At 74.8% G+C, this 18,911-nt stretch carries 10 protein-coding genes; 4 read left to right on the forward strand and 6 right to left on the reverse strand.

Going from position 1 to position 18,911, the window contains the following annotated elements; genetic code table 11:
- Nucleotides 1-15: 15 nt before the first annotated feature.
- Genes murJ through D4B81_RS06935 form a run of 3 tightly spaced genes read right to left on the reverse strand, consistent with a single transcriptional unit; the run spans nucleotide 16 to nucleotide 6,891 of the window.
- Nucleotides 16-3,744, reverse strand: a complete 3,729-nt coding sequence (gene murJ / locus D4B81_RS06925) for a murein biosynthesis integral membrane protein MurJ (protein ID WP_122261715.1) — start codon at nucleotides 3,742-3,744, stop codon at nucleotides 16-18.
- Nucleotides 3,741-6,401, reverse strand: a complete 2,661-nt coding sequence (locus tag D4B81_RS06930) for a DUF6049 family protein (protein WP_122261716.1) — start codon at nucleotides 6,399-6,401, stop codon at nucleotides 3,741-3,743. The genes murJ and D4B81_RS06930 overlap by 4 nt, the downstream gene beginning before the upstream one ends.
- A gap of 7 nt (nucleotides 6,402-6,408) precedes the next feature.
- Nucleotides 6,409-6,891, reverse strand: a complete 483-nt coding sequence (locus D4B81_RS06935) for an NUDIX hydrolase (RefSeq protein ID WP_122261717.1) — start codon at nucleotides 6,889-6,891, stop codon at nucleotides 6,409-6,411.
- A gap of 101 nt (nucleotides 6,892-6,992) precedes the next feature.
- Here D4B81_RS06935 and D4B81_RS06940 point away from each other — a divergent pair, with 101 nt between their 5' ends.
- From D4B81_RS06940 to D4B81_RS06950, 3 genes are read left to right on the forward strand one after another with little or no spacing between them, the layout of a single operon-like run.
- Entirely contained in the window at nucleotides 6,993-8,468 is a 1,476-nt protein-coding gene (locus D4B81_RS06940) for a CCA tRNA nucleotidyltransferase (RefSeq protein ID WP_122261718.1), read from the forward strand.
- Complete coding sequence (locus tag D4B81_RS06945) at nucleotides 8,461-9,123, forward strand: hypothetical protein (protein WP_122261719.1); 663 nt, start codon at nucleotides 8,461-8,463, stop codon at nucleotides 9,121-9,123. Before D4B81_RS06940 ends, D4B81_RS06945 begins: the two co-directional genes overlap by 8 nt.
- On the forward strand, nucleotides 9,120-11,531 hold the full coding sequence (locus D4B81_RS06950; RefSeq protein ID WP_122261720.1) for an acyltransferase family protein: 2,412 nt from the start codon (nucleotides 9,120-9,122) through the stop codon (nucleotides 11,529-11,531). Before D4B81_RS06945 ends, D4B81_RS06950 begins: the two co-directional genes overlap by 4 nt.
- Before the next feature lie 43 nt (nucleotides 11,532-11,574).
- On the opposite strand, the gene D4B81_RS06955 is transcribed toward D4B81_RS06950, so the two are convergent.
- Together D4B81_RS06955 and D4B81_RS06960 are read right to left on the reverse strand one after the other, a co-directional pair.
- Nucleotides 11,575-12,921, reverse strand: a complete 1,347-nt coding sequence (locus D4B81_RS06955) for a glycosyltransferase 87 family protein (protein WP_122261721.1) — start codon at nucleotides 12,919-12,921, stop codon at nucleotides 11,575-11,577.
- Between the two features lie 21 nt (nucleotides 12,922-12,942).
- On the reverse strand, nucleotides 12,943-15,258 hold the full coding sequence (locus D4B81_RS06960; RefSeq protein WP_122261722.1) for a transglycosylase domain-containing protein: 2,316 nt from the start codon (nucleotides 15,256-15,258) through the stop codon (nucleotides 12,943-12,945).
- Nucleotides 15,259-15,413: 155 nt separating this feature from the next.
- Between D4B81_RS06960 and D4B81_RS06965 the strand changes: the two genes are divergently transcribed.
- Nucleotides 15,414-16,481 carry an inositol-3-phosphate synthase gene (locus D4B81_RS06965; protein WP_122261723.1) on the forward strand — a complete coding sequence of 356 codons (1,068 nt, stop codon included), beginning with the start codon at nucleotides 15,414-15,416 and terminating at the stop codon, nucleotides 16,479-16,481.
- 33 nt (nucleotides 16,482-16,514) lie between these two features.
- Here the strand turns inward: D4B81_RS06965 and D4B81_RS06970 are convergent, their stop codons facing one another.
- A complete protein-coding gene (locus D4B81_RS06970) occupies nucleotides 16,515-18,902 on the reverse strand; it encodes an RCC1 domain-containing protein (RefSeq protein WP_161965025.1) in 2,388 nt (795 codons plus the stop codon).
- Nucleotides 18,903-18,911: the final 9 nt, after the last annotated feature.

Genomic DNA, 18,911 nt, shown 5'->3' on the forward strand with positions numbered 1-18,911 from the left:
CCCCGCCACCACCGGTCAGCGCACCGTGATCTCCCGCACGCCGACGATCTCGCCGGCGGGGGAGGTGTAGGCACGGTCGAACCACAGGATGAGGTATCGACCGGTCTGCGGCGCCTCTGGCGTGACGGTCCAGGTCTCGCTGACAGGGTCGCCCGAGCCGAGCTCGACGGCGCCGTCGAGGGAGGGCCGCTCAGCGAGCAGCAATCGGGCTCCCATGTCGCCCTCGCCGAGGGTGACGTCGACGCCGCTGACCTGCGCCCCCTCGCCCAGGTCGAGGATGAGCCCGGTCCCCGACTTCAGGCCGCCCCACCCGGGGGAGAGGTAGGTGTGGGAGGTCCACAGCGTCTCGGGGTCCCCGTCCACCGCCAGCGGGGTGAGGTCGTTGCGCTCGTCGCCGTCGCCCTGCGGGTCGAAGGAGGTGATGCCCAGGACGGGCAGCCCACCCTCCGCGGGAGCGGGCGCGGCGGGCGCCGCCTCCTCGTCCTCCGGAGCAGCGGTGGTCGCCGCGGGGTCCTGCGCGACGGGGGCCGTCTGACCTGCCGCGTCGGTCGTCGGGGCGGTCGCCGTCGGCGCCGCGGGCGTCTGCGCCTCGTCGCCCCCGAGCCCGCGGAGCACGCTCCACCCGAGCACGACGGCCAGGCCCAGGATCCCGAGGACGACGAGCAGCACGACGAACGTCTGCCCCCCGGTCCCCCGCTCCTCGCGCAGACCGCGCTCGTCCTGGTCCCCCGGTCTGATCGGCGCACCGGCGGGCCGCGCACCTGCCGGGCGTGGGCCCCGGGACGGGGCCACGGGGTCACCGGTGCTGCGCACGCCGAGCAGCTCCGCGGTCGAGGGCCGACGGGTCGCCTCGGTCGGGGCGCCCGGGTCCAGGGGTGCCTCCACCGTCCCGGCACCCGCGAGGATCCCCGCCCCGGGACCGGTCGGGTCGGTGCCGCGGCGCGCGTCCTGCGCGGCGTGGCGGTCCGCAGGCCGGTATGCCGTCGACCCCTCCCGCGCGGGCTCGTCGCCCGAGCGGTAGAACGGCTTGGGCACTAGGGACGTCACGTCGGACTCGTCGGCCCGCGTGGGGTGCGCGGCCGTCGCCGCGGCCGCCGCGCCGGCGGCACGGCTGATCGCCGCGGTGGTGGCCTCGCCGGGTTCGCCCTGCCGAGCGTGGTGCAGGGACCCCGGGCGAGCGGCACGGACCATCTCGGAGGCCCACGGCGAGAGCTGTCTGGCCAGCTCACCCGGTGTGTGCGGGGCGCGCGAGAGGTCGGCGTCGGGGCCCAGGACGAGACGGCAGAGGGCGTCGAGGTCACCCGGCACGCCTCCCACGGCCTCGGACGGGGCGGCCACGGAACCGTCGGCGAGCCGCCGGGCGGGGCGGATGCCGGGCATCTCCTCACCCGGCCACTCCCCGGTGAGGCCCGCGTAGAGGAGAGAGACCAGGTCGGCCGTGTCGATGAGGGACGCCTCGACCGCGGTGACGTCGTCGGTGCCCTCCAGGGCCGAGGCCATCCCGACACCGGAGACCTTCACGGTGCCGTCGCTGGTGCGCAGGATGGAGTGGGGGTTGAGGTAGAGGTGGTGCAGCCCGCGGCGGCGCGCGGACTCAAGGCCGGCGGACGTCTCGCCGATGATGCGGCGGACCTCCTCGGCGGGGAGCGGCTGGTCGGACACCAGGGAGGCCAGCGACTCGGCCTCGCTGAGGCCCTCCTCGACGATCCAGCACAGGCCGTCCTCGGTCCCGACGTCGAGCACCCGCACCAGGCGCGGGTCGTCGACCGAGGCGACCCGGCGGGCCCCGTCGACGACGGCCTGGGCGACCGGCTCGTGCGGACCGGTCGCCGGCAGCACCGTGACCGCCACCAGCCGGCCCAGGGTGGTGTCGTGCGCCACCCAGTAGTCGAGCGTGCCCCCGTCTCGGCGTGCCAGCAGCTCGTCGAGGGCATAGCGCTCCCCCAGGAGGGTGCCCACCTCGAGCCGTTCCATGTCCGTGTCCTTCCGGTCTTCCCCCGTCGGAGGGTTGTCCCAGCCTAGTGCGTCCGCCTCGTGCATCCCGGTGACCACGGCCTCCCGTGCGTCGTGGCCGTCAGTCCGGGCGGGCGGGGGGACCGGGCCGGTGGCGGGGGCGAGACGGCTCAGGCCCGGCACGCGCCTCAGCACCGGGCCGGTCACGGCGGCGACCTCCTCGACCCCGAGGAGGTGGGCGACCACGGCATACAGGGCGAGGTAGACGGTCCCCGCCAGGAGGAGGGTGAGGGCCGCGCCGAGGAAGCCGGGGCGGTCGAGGACGCGGACCAGCAGCCAGGCGGGCAGCAGCGCGACGGCGGCGGCAGCGGCCGCCCGGAGGAAGGTGCCGGCGACCGGGCGCAGGGCGAGGCCGGGGAGCCGGCGACGCACCGTGCGCAGCCCGAGCCCGGCCGCGACCCCCTGGCCCAGGGCCTGGCCGAGCGCCAGGAGGACGGCGACCCGGCCGGGGGGCTGGGTGAGGCACAGCACCGCGACGACGAGCAGGGTGGTCGTGATCGAGACCTGGAACAGGAACGGCGTGCGTGCGTCCTCGAAGGAGTAGAAGACGCGCGCGCAGAGGAGGTAGACGCCGTAGGGCACCAGCCCCAGGACCAGCGCCACGAGGATGGCGGCGATCGCGCGGCTCTCCGACAGGGTGGTGCCGGGGTAGAGGACCCTGGCTAGCAGCGGCGCCAGCAGCAGCATGCCCAGGCTGATCGGGACCATCGCGGTCCCCAGCAGCCGCAGCCCCCGGGCCACGTCGGCAGCCATCGCCCGCAGGTCCTGCACCGCCGCGGCCCTGGACAGGACCGGGTAGATCGCGGTGAGCAGGGACAGGGCGATGAGGGAGTGGGGGAGGATGAAGATCGAGAAGGCGTAGTCGTAGGACGCCTTTCCGGGGGCGTCCGGGACGTCGCGGACCGCGCTGTTGAGCAGGTTGGTGGCGGTGATGACGCCGGTCTGGGACACCGCGACGTCGGCGAGCGCCCAGCCGGCCATCACCGACGCGGTACCCAGACCGACGCCGCGGAAGCCCCAGCGGAAGCGCCAGGTGAAGCCGGTCGCCCGCACCGCCGGGAAGAGCACGAGCGCCTGCAGGACGATGCCGAGCGTGGCCGAACCGGCGAGGACGGCGATCATGCCGCCGGTCCAGTCCTGGACCGGCAGCCCCCGCACGTCGGGGTAGAGCCGGGCGAAGAGCAGGAGGCCGGCGATGGTGACGATGTTGGCGAGGGCGGGGGACCACGCGAAGGCGGCGAAGCGGTGGTGGGCCGCGAGGATCTGCCCGAGGAGCGTGTGCAGGCCGTAGAACAGCATCTGGGGGATGCACAGGTAGGCGAAGAGGATCGCCAGCTCCAGCATCGGGTCCCCGCGCGGGTAGTCCAGCATGACCAGCTTGGTGACCAGGGGGGCGGCGAGGACGAAGAGGACGGTGCCGCCGGTGAGGACGACGACCGAGAGCGTCAGGAGCCGGTCGCTGTACTCCTTCCCCTCCTTGCCCCGCGTCATCGCGCGGGTCAGCTGCGGCAGCAGCAGGACGTTGAGCACGCCGGCGGCGAGCAGCAGGTAGATCGTGTTGGGCAGCGTGTTGGACGTCTGCCAGACGTTGGCCGCGGGGGTGCGGGTGCCCAGGACCCAGGCGAGCAGGGCCATCCGGACCACGCCGAGGATGCGTGAGGTGAAGGTGCCGCCGGCCATGACCAGGCTGGAGCGGGCCAGGGAGCGTGCGGAGGAGGCGTCGCCGCTCATGCCGGTCCCGTCGAGGTGCTCGTCGCGGAGGTCGTCCCGCCCGGGCGGTGCGTGCCGGCCAGCACGGCCCGGGGGGTGGAGCGCAGGGACCGGGCGAGGCCGAGCGCGAGGACGACCCCGGCGACGCCGCCCAGGACCCAGTAGATCCACACGCCGGTCGGCTGCACCCGGACCTCGACCGGCGCGTTGTCACCGAGGGACGTGCCGTTCGGGGCGGTGAGCTGGGCGGTCACCGTCGTCTCACCGCGCGTCACGGCCCGGGCGGAGAAGGTCACGGTGGCGCGGCTGTCCCCCCCGATGGTGAGCGGATCGGGCTGGTCGACGATCTGCAGGATGCTCGAGCTCGACACCAGCCGCACACGCACGTCCTGGACGGCCACGGGGAGCGTGTTGACGATCGTCACGCGCATCAGGCCCTGGTCGGCGAGGAAGTTCACGGTCCCGGGGTTCACGTGCAGGGCGGCCCGCGCCTGCGAGCTCGCGGCCCGCACCGGGCGCCAGGACTCGCCCCAGGCGTCCGGCTCCCCGCGCCAGCGGGTGGACCACGCCTGGGTCAGCGCCCGGTCCCACGAGTCGACGGCCGTCGTCCCCACCAGCACCTCCCGAAGCCCGTCCAGGTGTCCGCGCAGGGTGGCGAGCGAGCGCAGCGCCGCATCGTCGAGCGGGCTCACGCCCGGGTCCAGGTATGCCGCGGACTCACCGAGCTGCCCCCCGTCCGGTCCCGCGCCAGTGAGGGTGGAGGGCGGCGTGGCGCCTGCGCCGGTCCCGCCCCCCGCGGCCACGGGGGCGGGGGAGAGCCAGGGGGCGTCGCGGACCCCGTCGTCGAGCTCCTCGAGCACCGCTGGGGTGAGCACCGTCCCGCGCGGCGGCGCGATGACGAGGGACCGGGGGAGGTCGGGGTCCTGCTGATAGGCGGTGAGCGTGTCCGCGAGCAGGTGCTGCACGGCGGCCCCGGTGCCGTGGGCCGCCCCCTCCTCCGCCGAGGCGGCGAGCAGCGCGGAGGCGCGGGAGTCGGTCGCGACGACGTCCAGGCCCGAGGGCGTCGCGAGCGGGACGACCGCGCTCGAGACCGGTGGCAGGGAGGACCCGGTGACCGACTCGCGCGGCAGCACCACGGCCGACAGGGGCGAACCGGTGGTCGCCCAGACGGAGCGCAGCCGCTCCAGGTCACCGGCGGAAGCACCGGTCAGGAGCGGCCAGGCGACGTCGGTCCGGCCGCGGTCGAGCAGCTCCGCCACCCCCTCGGCCAGGTCCGTCGCCCCGTCCCCACCGGGCTCGTCCGGCGCGCCGGACCCCGTCGCAGGGCCCGGGTCGCCCGGCGTGGTCCCCAGGAGCTCGCGCAGCGTCCCGTCGTCCTCGGTCCTGGACAGCAGCGCCGCGAGGTCGGGGTCCGTGGGGGGCAGCCACCACAGCTGCGCCTCGTCGAGACCCAGCAGGCGGTCGGTCAGCTCACCCACGCCGTCCCGGACGGCCTGCTCGGCGGACACGGGCACGGGCAGGGGCGGGGTCGGCTCCGCGGTGGGGGAGGCCGGGTCCTCCGGGGGCGACCCGGGCCCGGGGGTGGTGGGGGAGGCGGTGCTCGTGCTGCCGTCGCCGTCGGCATCCTCCGGGGGCGGTGCCACGGTGGGGGCGGCACCCGCACCGGTCACGGCGGCCCCGTCGGGAGCTGACGTCTGCCTCGACCCGTCCGTGCTCCCCCCGCCCGGCTCCTCGTCGCCGGTGGTCCCCTCCGCCGGCTCACCCTCGGTCGGCTGCCCCTCGGTCGGCTGCCCCTCGGTGGGCTGCCCCTCGGTGGGCTGCCCCTCCGTCGGTCCGTCGTCCGGCTCGTCCCCCTCCGTCGGCCCCCCCTCCTCCGGACCCACGGCCGTGAGCGCGTCGGGGCGGACGGGGGTCAGGAGTGCGGGGTCCACCACCCAGGTCGCGCCCGGGCTCGTGAACGCCTCGAGCCAGGTGCGCGCGGGCGACCCCTCGCCCGTGGCCCGCTCCCAGGCCGCCCGCCACAGCTCGTCGTCGTCGGCCGTCAGGTCGGGGTCGGGCGGCAGGGTCAGCGGGACCAGCCAGGACGCGCCCAGCGGCGTCGCCACCTCCTCGCCTCGGTCGACGGCGAGCACGGTCCGCAGGGTCGAGGCCGCCGCCGTGACCAGGCCGGGGAGCCCGTCCTCCTGGTCGTGGGCGTGGATCTCCAGCCCCAGGACGGCACGGTCCTCGGTCAGGCCCCCGAGGGTCGACCCGGGCACCCGCACCGTGAACGGCACCTCCGAGCCCGCCGCCACCACCGGGCCCACGGCGTCCACCCCCAGCAGCCACTCGGTGCCCGACCCGACCTCCGCGGTGAACCACTCGGCGAGCCCGCCGCGCGTGGTGAGCAGGCTCCACGACGCCTCGACACTGACGTGGCCGACGCGTTGCTGCGTCCCCGTCCCGTTGACGACGCGGCCCCGCAGCACGACCTCCTCGCCGATCCGCGGCACGGTCGGCTCGACGTCGTCGAGGACGACCCGCAGCCCGGGGACCGGCGGGTGCGCGGCATACCGCGGGGCGGAGGTGACCGCCCCGCCCGCCGCGGCGGGCGCGAGGACGAGAGCGGCGGCGAGGACGGCGCACGCCGCGGCCCGGGTCCGGGCCGCCCACGCAGGTCGGCGGGCAGGGGTGCGCACGGTGCGGTCAGGCGCTCCGGGTCAGGCGCGACCACGCCTCACGGGCGATGCGTCGCTCGTTCGGGAAGGTCAGCTTGCGGTGCACCTCGTCCAGCGGGACCCAGATGGCGTCGATCGCCTCCTGGTCCGGGTCGTTGTCGATCGTCAGCCGGCCACCGGTCGCCTCGAGGAGGTAGTGGTGGACCATCTTGTGGATGCGGTGGGAGGGCGTGGTGAACCAGTACTCGATCGTGCCCAGGGTGATCAGCACCCGTCCCTCGATGCCCGTCTCCTCGGCGACCTCGCGCTCCGCGGTCTGCACGAGCGTCTCCCCGGGCTCGACGTGGCCCTTGGGCAGGCACCACTCGACCTTGCCGGAACGGTTGCGGCGGGCGATGATCGCGATCCTCGCCCGCCCCTCGTGGACGTCGATGACCACTCCCCCCGCGGACGTCTCGCTCACCGACGGCAGTCGTCGCGAGGACGACGCGGGTCGGGAGGTGGCGGTCATCGCCCCACTGTAACCAGAGTTCCGTGACCTGCACAGGAGCTCCTCCGGCGGGCCCGGAGGAGGCCGTCCGCCCCCAGCGGCGTCCCCTACCCTAGAACCCGATGCCCACTCCCACCGCCCCCGACGGCACCCTCCTGCTCCAGGCCCTGCGACACCTGACCCCGACCCTCCCGCTGCTCACCGAGCTGGGGGAGCGCTTCGGCGCGTCCGGGCACGAGCTGGCCCTCGTCGGCGGACCCGTCCGGGACGCCTTCCTGGGACGGCCCTCCCCGGACCTCGACTTCACCACGTCGGCGTCGCCGGAGCAGATCGAGACGGTGCTCGAGGGCTGGGCCGACACCACGTGGGACGTCGGGCGGGCGTTCGGGACCATCGGTGGCCGGCGGGACGACCTCACGGTGGAGGTCACGACCTACCGGGCCGACGCCTACGACCCCGAGTCGCGCAAGCCGGTGGTCGCCTTCGGCGACAACCTGGAGGACGACCTGGTCCGCCGCGACTTCACCGTCAACGCGATGGCGCTGCGGCTGCCCGACCTGGTCTTCGTCGACCCCCACGGCGGGCTGCGCGACCTGCACGAGCGCGAGCTGCGGACCCCGCACGCCCCCGAGGTCTCCTTCAGCGACGACCCCCTGCGGATGATGCGCGCCGCGCGGTTCGCGGCGCAGCTGCGCCTCGTGCCGGCGCCGGAGGTCCTCACCGCCATGTCCGGTATGGCGTCGCGCCTCTCGATCGTCTCCGCCGAGCGGGTGCGCGAGGAGCTGGTCAAGATCCTCCTCTCCGACGACCCGCGGACGGGCCTGGAGGTGATGGTCGAGACCGGTCTGGCCGACGTGGTGCTGCCCGAGCTGCCCGCCCTGCGCCTGGAGGTCGACGAGCACCACCGGCACAAGGACGTCTACGAGCACAGCCTCACGGTGCTGGAGCAGGCGATCGCGCTGGAGGACCCGCCGGAGGCCACCGGTGAGGACGAGGTGCCCGGTCCCGACCTCGTGCTCCGCCTCGCGGCGCTCCTGCACGACATCGGCAAGCCGGCCACCCGGCGCTTCGAGCCGGGCGGCGGCGTGAGCTTCCACCACCACGAGCTGGTGGGGGCCCGGATGACCCGCACCCGGCTGCGGGAGCTGCGCTTCGACAAGGACACGGTCAAGGCGGTCTCCCGCCTGGTCGAGCTGCACCTCCGCTTCCACGGCTACGGCACCGGGGAGTGGACCGACTCGGCGGTGCGCCGCTACGTCACCGACGCCGGGCCCCTCCTCGGCCGGCTGCACAAGCTGACCCGGTCCGACTCGACGACGCGCAACCGTCGCAAGGCCGCGCGGCTGGCCGCCAGCTACGACGACCTCGAGCGACGCGTCGACGCCCTGCGCGCCCAGGAGGAGCTGCAGGCGGTCCGCCCCGAGCTCGACGGCAACCAGATCGCCGAGGTCCTCGGCATCGCCCCCGGCCCGCTGCTGGGCCGCGCCTACAAGCACCTCCTCGCCTTCCGTCTCGACGAGGGCAGGGTCGGCGACGACGCCATCCGCGCCGAGCTCCTCCGGTGGTGGGGAGAGCAGCCGGAGTCCGGCGATGGCTAGGCACCGCGTCCCCGGTGAGTCGTCCGTCGCGCGGCTGACCCGACCGGTGGCGGCGTGGGCGACCCGCAGCAGCCGACCGCCCGCTCCCCAGCACACCTCCCGCCGCGCCTCCCGCCAGGGCACCGCCGTCCGACGCGGCCGCCTGGCCGCCCTGCCGTGGCTGACCTTCGTCCTCCTCCTGCTCGTGGTCACGGTCGGGGCGTCCGTGCTGCGCGCCGACAGCTATGCCGCGACCGCCACCGTCAGCGCCTCGAGCGACCGCGCCGCCTCCGCCGGCGCCGTGGAGCTCACCCGTGCGGACCTCCTGCCCCGGGTGCGGGAGGCGATCGAGATGGGGCGCGAGCCGTCCGTGCGGCTGGCGGTCGACCACCCGCCCGGCCGGCCCGAGCTCCTCGTGACCGCCCGGGCCGACGACCCGCGCCTCGCCGCCCTGGCCGCGGACACGGCTGCCGCCCTCGTCGTCTCGGAGCGCCAGGACCACCTCACGCTCTCCGCGCCCGCGACCGTCCCGTCCGCGCCCGAACGGTCGCCCTCACCCTGGTGGGCGGCCGCCGGTCTGACCGCGCTCGCCCTGGCGCTGCTCGTGGAGCGCGCCCACGGACGGTGGGAGCTGCGGCATACCCCGGCCCGGCCCCCCGCGGAGGGTGCCTGGTGACCCCGACCACCCCCGAGGTGCCGGTCTCGCGCGCCGGGCTCCGCGCCCTGCGGGCGGCGCGGCACGCGCTGAAGGTGCCACCGGTCCCGCGGGACTTCCGGCGCGACATCGAGGGGATGCGCGCGATCGCGGTGATCGGCGTGCTGCTGTGGCACGCGGGTGTGCCCCTCGTCCCGGGCGGCTTCGTCGGGGTCGACGTCTTCTTCGTCGTCAGCGGGTTCCTCATGACCGCGCTGCTGCTCGAGGAGGCCCGGGCGCGCGGCCGGATCGACGTCGGACGCTTCTACGCGCGCCGCGCCAGACGCCTGCTGCCGGCCGCTCTCACGGCGCTGCTGGGCACCGCCCTGCTCACCGTGCTGTTCCTGCCGCGGACCCGCTGGTGGGACACCGGGGTCGACGTGCTCTCGGCCGCCGCCTACCTCGTCAACTGGCGGATGGCCTCGGGCGCCACCGACTACCTCGACGTCTCGCGCGCGCCGAGCCCGGTCCAGCACTACTGGTCGCTGGCGGTCGAGGAGCAGTTCTACGTCCTCTGGCCGCTGCTGCTGCTCGCGATCCTCCTCGTCGCGCGCGGGCGGGCCGGCGTCTTCCGCGCCGGGTCCTGGACGATCACCGCGCTGCTGCTCGCGGGCTCGCTGGGGATCTCCTGGTGGTGGACGCAGAGCTACTCCGCGCAGGCCTACTTCGTCACCCCGACCCGGGTCTACGAGCTCATGCTCGGTGCGGTGGTGGCGCTCGGTGCGCTGGCCTGGCCGACGATCCCGCGGTTCCTCTCCGCCGTGCTCGGGTGGCTGGGGCTGGCGATGGTGGTGGCCTCGCTGTTCGTCATCGACCAGCACACCCCCTTCCCCGGGACCGCCGCGCTCCTGCCGACCGTCGGCGCCGCGCTGGTGCTCGTCTCCGGCTTCCGGGCCGGGTCGTGGGGTCCGGAGCTCGCGCTGCGGGCGCGGTGGATGCAGTGGGTGGGCCGGATCAGCTACAGCCTCTACCTGTGGCACTGGCCCTTCGTCGCCGCCGCAGCCTCGATCGTCGGCGTCGGCGCGGGGGGCCCGGTCTCGCTCCCGGTGCAGTGGGGCCTGGTCGCGGTGCTCGTCTCGGTGGTCCCCGCCTGGCTCTCCTTCCGGTATGTCGAGGAGCCGGTCCGCGTCCACGGTCGCCTCCTCCAGCGTCGGGTGGGTCCCGGCGTGGCGACCTGGCGGACGCTGCGGCTGGGGGTCAACTGCAGCCTCGCCGGGGTGCTGCTGGGCCTGACGCTGATGGTCGCCGCGCCGCCGACGGTCTCGGGGGAGCAGGTCGCCTGGCGCACCCCGGCGGTCGTCGACGAGCTGCGTGCGCCGGTGGGTGCGGGGACGCTGGGTGCGGGGGGCGCGGTGGCGCCGCCGGCGTCCGGTGACGGTGGGGCGGGGGAGGACGACGGGGCGGGGTCCGGCGGGGACGGGGTCGGGGCCGACGGCGGGGCGGGGACGGCCGGGCCCGACGGGTCGTCGTCGACGGCGGACGGCGCCGCGGCGACCGAGGAACCGGTGGCCGCGCCCCCGGAGCCGGAGCCGACGCCCGAGCCGGTGCCGGACGTGCTGGGCCAGCTGGCCGTGCCCGTGGAGCAGGTCCCGGCCGACCGGCCGCTGATGGTGCCCGAGGGGTGCTTCCCGGGCCTGACCGAGAGCCAGGTCGGCGTGTGCGAGGCCGGTGACCCGGACGGTCCGGTCACGGTCGCGCTCTTCGGGGACAGCCACGCCGGGATGTGGGTCACCGCCCTCGACGAGATCGGCCGGGAGCGCGGCTGGCGCGTCGTGACGCTCGCCAAGTCGTCCTGCCCGCCGACCGCCGGGCTCGAGTTCGCCCGCGGTGCGGCACCCCAGGGCTACGAGCAGTGCACCGCCTACCAGCAGGACGTGCTCGAGCGGCTGCTCGCGGAGCAGCCGGACGTCGTGCTCATCTCCTCGGCCTCCTACGACGCCCCGGCGGAGGCGGTCGCGGAGGCCCTCGCCCGGCGGGTCGACCAGCTCGCCGCCCGCGACGTGCTGCCGGTGCTCGTCCGCGACGTGCCCCGCCCGCCGTTCGACCTCCCGGAGTGCCTGGTGGAGAACCCCGACCGCGCCAGCGCCTGCGCGTTCGACCGGGCCGACGCCCTCGCCCGCTCCGGCACCGGGCACGAGGAGCTCGCGCGGATCCGGCCGGGGATGCCGTTCGTCGACCTCACCGAGGCGATCTGCCCGGCCGAGACGTGCTCGCCCGTGGTGGGCGGCGTCGTCGTGTGGCGGGACAGCAACCACCTCTCGGCCACCTACGTGCGCTCGCTGCGCGACCTCGTCGAGCAGCGGCTCCTCCCGCTCGTGGCCCTGTCCCAGGTCAGCCTGCCCGCGGCGCCGGGCGGCCTGCTCGGCGGAGCGGCCCTCGGCTCGGGCTGACCGGATCCGACGTCAGGGACCGGGGCACGCGCGGTCCTGGACGTCAGCCGCCCGGCGCGGAGAGGACCGGGGCACGCGCCGGGACGGCTGACCTCCGGGGCGGTCGTTCGTGCGCCACCCGCCACAGCACCCACGCCCAGGCGGCGACGCGCAGCACGACGACGAGGGAGTACGTCGACGCCGGGAGGCCGCGGCCCGGGTCGCTGGAGTAGGCGATGTGCAGCCACGTCATGACGAAGTGGAGGGTCTCGAGGAACGCCCAGACGAGGTGCTCCCACCACGGCCGGGACGACAGGGCCAGGAACGGCAGCAGCCACAGGCCGGACTGCACCGACAAGGACGGCGCGGTCAGCACGACCACGAGCATGATCAGGGCGGCCACCTGGTGGACCGCGAGCACGCGTCGCCACGGTCGGCTGACCACCCAGGCCGCCAGTCCGAGCCCCCCGACCCAGCCCGCGACGGCCACCGTCACGGTCAGCTCGGCGGGCACGGACAGGCCGTGCAGGGCGGGGACCATCTGCAGCGCGCCGAACCCGGCCCCCTGGCTCCACCACTGCTGCGCGCCGGCGAGGGCCTGCGGCTCGACCAGCACGAGCGGAAGCACGACCCCGAGCGCCCCCAGCACCGCCCCGACGACGAGCCGTCCGGCCGGCAGCAGGTCCCGACGCCGCCAGGCGACGAGCACGATGGCGGCCACGAAGACCAGCGGGAAGGGACGCACGAGCGTCGCCAGCCCGAGCAGCAGGCCGGCGACCCAGCCGCGGTCCCGTCGCCACGCGAACAGACCCAGCATGGTCAGCGCGACCCCGAGGAGGTCGGTCGAGACGAGGGCGAGGGTGACCAGCACCGGGCTGACGGCCAGGTGGGCGGCCTGCCACGGGCGGCCCGGCTGCAGCCCCACGGTCGCCGTCACCGCCGCGGAGAGGAGCAGCACGGCGGCCAGCGCCCACAGCGAGAAGACCCACTGCTGCGCCGCCAGGCCCTGCCCTCCCTCGGGCGAGATCTGCGCCGCCAGCCACATGGCGATCCCGGACAGGGGCGGTTGGTTGGAGGGGACGTCGCCCACCCACGGCAGCTCCCGCTGCGCCAGCGGCGAGCTGACGTGGACGACCGGCAGGTCGGAGTAGCAGGCCCGCCAGAACTGGTCGGGCGTGCTCCAGCCCTTCATCAGGCAGTGGCCCTTCTGCCACACGCCGAGGGCGAGCACCGCGGTGCCCATCAGGACGAGGCTCACCGCGGCGCCCACGAGACCGCGGGCGCCGACCACGGCATACCTGCCCGCCGGTCCGCCGACCACCGCGGTGGCGCGCTCGACGACCGGGTCGACCCAGGACGGCACGACGTACGGGACGTCGCCGCGGGTGCGCTCGGGGGGCGGCGGCGTCATGCGGTCAGGGTAGGTGCTGCGTCAGCCGTCGCCCGGCTGACCGCCCCCGGCGCCGTCCCCGGGCGGTCCGCCCCCACCCTGACCGGGCGGCGCGCCCCCACCCTCACCGGGCGGTTCGGTGGTCGGCGGCGGTGGCGGCGGCACCGGCGTGGTCGGGGCGGGCGTCGTGGGTTCCGGGGTGGTCGGCGCGGGTGTCGTCGGCTCGGGCGTCGTCGGCACCGGCTCGGTCGTGGTCTGCGTCGGCGCGTCCGTCGTGGTCTCCGTGGGCTCCTCCGACGTGGTCGTCTCGGTCGGCTCGTCCGTGGTCGTCGGTGCGGGCTCCTGGGTGGTCGGCTCGACCTCGGTCGGCGCCTCGGTGGTGTTCAGCACCTCGCCCACGCCGACGCGCTCGGGGAACGGGAGGACCTCCTCGCCCTCCATCGCGAGCCGCATGAACTCGCCCCAGATCTCCGCCGGGAACGTGCCGCCGGTGACCTGGTCCAGGCCGGCGACGTCCTGCATCGGCACGGTGCCGTCGCCCTTGTACATGACCACCCCGGCCGCGAGCTGCGGCACGAAGCCGTCGAACCACGCCGAGACGTTGTTCTCGCTCGTGCCCGACTTTCCGGCGCTGGGCCGGCCGATGTCGCCGGAGGTCACGCCCGAGCCCTGGGTCATCACGTAGGTCATCGCGTCGGTGACGTCGACGGCGACGTCCCGGTCGACGCCCTCCTCGGTCGTGGGTTCCGCCTCGAAGGTGGTGGCCCCGGTGCGGTCCACGACCCGGGCGACCAGGTAGGGCTGCGCGCGCTCGCCCTCCGCGGCGAGGGTCGCGTAGGCGTTCGTCATCTCCACCAGGGTCGGCGAGGCGGTGCCCAGCACGTTGGTGAGGTCGGCGCCCAGGCCCGGGGTGTCCTCGGGGATCCCCAGGTCGATCGCGGCCTCCACCGTGCGCTCCGGACCGATCTCCTCGTTGAGCTGCACGTAGATGGTGTTGACCGACTCGGCCAGCGCCACCCGCAGGTCGAGGGTGCCGAAGGAGACGTCCCGGAAGTTGCGGACGTCCACCTCCCCGCTCTCCACCCCGAAGGTCATCGGGCTGGGACCGGGGTAGGTCGTCAGCGTGTCCACCCCGTCGGCGACGGCCGCCAGCAGGGTGACCGGCTTGAACAGCGAGCCCGCCTGGACCCGGGCGTCGGTGGCCGCGTTGAGCTGGGTCTGCTGGTAGTCGGCGCCGCCGTACATCGCGGTGATCGCCCCGTCGCCGGGTCGGACGGCGGTGAGGCCGACCGACAGGTCGTCGGTGCCCTCGCCGGTGGGGCGGAACTCCTCGACCGCGGCCTTGGCCGCGTCCTGGTGCTTCTCCACGATCGTGGTGGTCACCCGCAACCCGCCGCTGTCGATCGCGGCGTCGTCGAGCTCCAGCTCCTCGGCGAGCTCGGAGCGGACCAGCTGCGCGACATACCCGTCGACCCCCTGGACCGCCGTGGTCGGCTGCGGCTCGGTGATCTCGGGGAACTGCACGCTCTCGCGGGTTGCGGCGTCGAGCCAGCCCTCCTCCACCATCCCGTCGAGGACGTAGTCGAGACGCGCCTCGACCCGCTCCTGGTTGCCGTCGGCGTAGGCGGGGTCGAAGAGCGCCGGGGCGTTCATCACCGAGGAGAGGAAGGCTCCCTCCTCGACGGTGAGCTCGGAGACGTCCTTGTCGAAGTAGGCCTGGCTCGCCGTCTGGATCCCGTAGGCGCCGCGGCCGAAGTAGATGGTGTTGAGGTAGTTGGAGAGGATCTGGTCCTTGGACTGCTCGTTGTCGATCTTGACCGAGATGAGGATCTCGCGGACCTTGCGCTGCAGGGTCTGGTCGGCGGTGAGGTAGTAGTTCTTCACGTACTGCTGGGTGATCGTCGACCCGCTCTGGACGCCGTCACCGGCGAGCGTTCGCCAGGCCCCGCGCAGCGTCCCGGTGACCGAGACGCCCTCGTTCTCGTAGAAGGAACGGTCCTCGGCGGCGAGCACGGCCTGCTCGACGTGGTCCGGCACCTGCTCCAGCGTCACGTCCTCCCGGTCGTAGCCGCCGGTGAAGCGTGCCAGCTCGGTCTCCCCGTCGGCGTAGTAGAGGATCGTGCTCTGCGCGTCGGCGAAGTCGTTGGGCTCGGGGATCTCGGTCCGCGAGTAGGCGACGGCGAACGCGCCCGCCGCGACGGCGACGCCGAGCAGGCCGAGGCCGAGCAGCCAGAGCAGCAGGAGGCGCAGACGCGAGCGGCCGGTGCGACGTGCGCCGGCACGTCGGCCGGACCGCTTGCCGGTGCTCTTCTGCGTCGCGCGCGCCTCCCGGCGGGTGGCTGGGGTGGAGGGATTCACCCCGTCATTGTGCCCGCAGTCGCTGGGCGGTCTCTGCGAAGCGCGCTGGTATGGGGTCGCTCACCGGCGGAATGGACCCGGCACGGGCGGCGTTGACGCTCTCTGGTGGGTGGCCGGTCGGCCGCCTTGAGTCGATCCCCCGAGGAGAACTGCAGATGGCATCGGTGCGCGTGGCGATCGTGGGCGTGGGCAACTGCGCCAGCTCGTTGGTGCAGGGCGTCGAGTACTACAAGGACGCCGACCCCGACGCGACGGTCCCCGGCCTCATGCACGTGCAGTTCGGCGACTACCACGTCTCGGACGTCGAGTTCGTGGCCGCCTTCGACGTGGACGCCAAGAAGGTCGGCTTCGACCTGTCCGAGGCGATCTCCGCGAGCGAGAACAACACGATCAAGATCGCCGACGTCCCCCCGACCGGGGTGACGGTGCTGCGCGGCCCGACCCTGGACGGCCTGGGTAAGTACTACTCGCTGACCATCGAGGAGTCCGACTTCGAGCCGGTCGACGTCGTGCGGGCCCTGCGCGAGGCCGAGGTGGACGTGCTGGTGTCCTACCTGCCGGTCGGCAGCGAGGCGGCGGACAAGTTCTACGCCCAGTGCGCCCTCGACGCCGGGGTCGCCTTCGTCAACGCGCTGCCCGTCTTCATCGCCTCCGACCCCGAGTGGGCGCGCAAGTTCGAGGAGGCCGGCGTGCCGATCGTCGGCGACGACATCAAGAGCCAGGTCGGTGCGACCATCACCCACCGGGTGATGGCCAAGCTGTTCGAGGACCGCGGCGTCGCCCTGGACCGCACCTACCAGCTCAACGTGGGCGGCAACATGGACTTCAAGAACATGCTGGAGCGCGACCGGCTGGAGTCGAAGAAGCTCTCCAAGACCCAGGCCGTGACGTCCAACATGTCCGCGACGATGGCGGACCGGGACGTCCACATCGGCCCGTCCGACTACGTGCAGTGGCTCGACGACCGCAAGTGGGCCTACGTCCGCCTCGAGGGCCGCGCCTTCGGCGACGTGCCGCTGAGCCTGGAGTACAAGCTCGAGGTGTGGGACTCGCCCAACTCCGCCGGCATCATCATCGACGCCATCCGCGCTGCGAAGATCGCTGCGGACCGCGGCCAGGGCGGCCCGGTCGTCGGGGCCTCCGCCTACCTGATGAAGTCTCCGCCGGTGCAGATGCCCGACGAGGAGGGCCGCGCGGCCGTCGAGGCGTTCATCCGTGGCTGAAGGGGGCCCGGTCCCCGCCGGAGCGTCCGGGCGTCAATCGCTGACGTAGCCAGCCACGCGGCGGGGTACCGACCCGTCCAGGTCGCCGGACCCGGTCTGACCCTGCCCGGCAGCCCCCCAGCACCAGGGTGTCCCGGAGGCGAGGACGCAGTTGGTCGTCCCGCTCGCCGTGACCCGGGTGACCCCGGCTGGCACACCGCTCACGGGCACCGGTCCCCACGGGTCGCCGTACACGGGTGACACGACGAGGTTGTCGTTGCCGCCCCAGCACACGAGCCCGGTGGAGGTGGCGCCGCAGGTGTGCCGCGCCCCGGCGTCGAGCGACCCGAGCCCGGTGGGGAGTCCCTGTACGGGCGCGGGGGTCATGGCGTAGGCAGGGTAGGAGGGGGTGCCGTAGCCGAGCTGTCCACGGTGGTTGTCCCCCCAGCAGGAGACGGCCCCGTCAGCGAGCAGGGCACAGCTGTGCGACGCCCCCACGGCGACGACCTGCACCTCTGTGACACCGGGGACCCGTGCAGGCAGGGGCCGGTTCGTCGTCGTCCCATCGCCCAGCTCGCCCCGGTAGTTCTGCCCCCAGCACCACGCGGTCCCGGAGTCTGCGGTCGCACAGGTGTGGTAGCCGCCGGTGACGACACGCCGGACCGGCTCCCCCAGCCCCTGCACGCGTGTCGGCGTCGACCTGGAGGTCGTGGTCCCGTCGCCCAGGCCCCCGTACGTGTTCAGTCCCCAGCACCAGGCGTCCCCGGTGTCGGTCACGGCGCAGGTGACGCCTGGCCCGGTGCTGAGCGACCGCACAGCCCCCGGGAGCACCCGGACCGTGACGGGGCCAGGGCGGTCGACGCTCGAGCCGTCGCCCAGCTGGCCGGCGTAGTTCGCGCCCCAGCACTGGACCGTCCCGTCCTCCAGGAGGGCGCAGGCGTGGGTGCCGCTCGCGCTGACCGCGTCGGCTCGCCCCGACAGCCCGACGACCTCGATCGGCGTCGTGCGCGCCCAGGGCAGGGTGGAGCCGACGCCGAGCTGTCCGCGGGAGTTCGCGCCCCAGCAGGTGACGCCCCCGCCACCGGTCGTCGCGCAGCTCGCACCGTCCCCGGCCGAGACGTCCGTCGCGGTCCAGCCCGTGCCGGGCGGGCTCGCGCTGATCGCCAGCGACAGGGTCGTGCGGACCGTGCCGACCCGGTCCTCCAGAGCGATCGCGACCTCATGGTTGCCGGGGGACAACGGGACGCCGGTGATGACCAGCTGGTTGGCGTCGGTGTAGGACTGGAGACCCGCCGGAAGGACGCCGTCGCCGCTGACGGACCACCGGTAGGGGCCCCCCGTGCCCCCGCGCGCGCTCACCCGCGCCGTGTACGGCCGGTTCTCCTGCCCCTCGGGCAGCACGGTCGAGTCGACCCACAGCAGGTCGACCGCGTGGGCGGCGGCGCGGAGCGTGTCCTCGCACAGCCCCAGAGATCCGCCCAGGGCGACGACCCGAGTAGGGGCCGCGGCCCGGAGGTAGTCGCGGACAGCGGTGGGCAGGGTGCCGCAGGTGGTGCCGTTGACGAGGAGGATGGGGCCGTCGGTCAGGGCTCCACCCGCGATGGCGTCCGCGAAGACGTCTCCCCGTGCCAGGTAGGCGGTGGCCGGCCGGTGCGGGTGGCGGTAGGTCGCCACGGCGGCGGACGTGGCATAGCGGCTGGTCCCGGAGAGGCGTGTCGTCGCGCGTCCGCCGGCCACCTCCTGCAGCAGCGTGTCGGGAAGGGCCACCGGGCCGCCGAGCGCGATCACCCGCTCCGGCCCGAGCCGTGCGATCTCCTGCCGGACCACGTCGGGTACCCCCGAGGGGGGCAGCAGCAGGACCGGTCCGGCGGTGAGGACACCCCCGGACACGGCGTCCGGCGAGTCCGCGCCGCTCGCCACGTAGACCTCACGGACAGCTCCGGTCGGGAACGCGCGCCGGCTGATGGCGACCGCGGTGGCGTAGCGGGTCGGGCCGCTGAGGCGCGTCGTCGGACGACCTGCGGCCACCTCGCGCAGGACGTCGTCGCACACGGCCGTGGGGCCGCCCAGCGCGACGACACGGGCGGGGTCGAGTCGGGCGACCTCCGCACTGACCACCCCTGGGACAGGACCGCAGGACCGCACGAGCAGCACCGGCCCGTCGATCAGAGCCCCGCCGGCGAGCGCGTCGGCGAAGACGTCGGCCCGGGCGATGTAGACGGCCCCGGTGCCCTGGGGGAACTCGGTCGGGAAGGCGCTCCGCGCGACGGCGGCGGCGGTGCCGTAGCGGTCCGGCCCCCAGAGTCGGTCCGTGGTCGCGGGTGCGGCGGGCAGGACGGCTGCGGCTGGCGCGGACGCCGGCCCGAGGGCCGGGAGGCCCAGGAGGAGAAGGAGGGCAGAGAGCAGGCCGAGGAGGGCGCGGGCGCGGGTGCGGGGAGTCACAGGGGGTCC

Source organism: Ornithinimicrobium cerasi, assembly GCF_003702705.1.
GTDB classification, from domain to species: domain Bacteria; phylum Actinomycetota; class Actinomycetes; order Actinomycetales; family Dermatophilaceae; genus Ornithinicoccus; species Ornithinicoccus cerasi.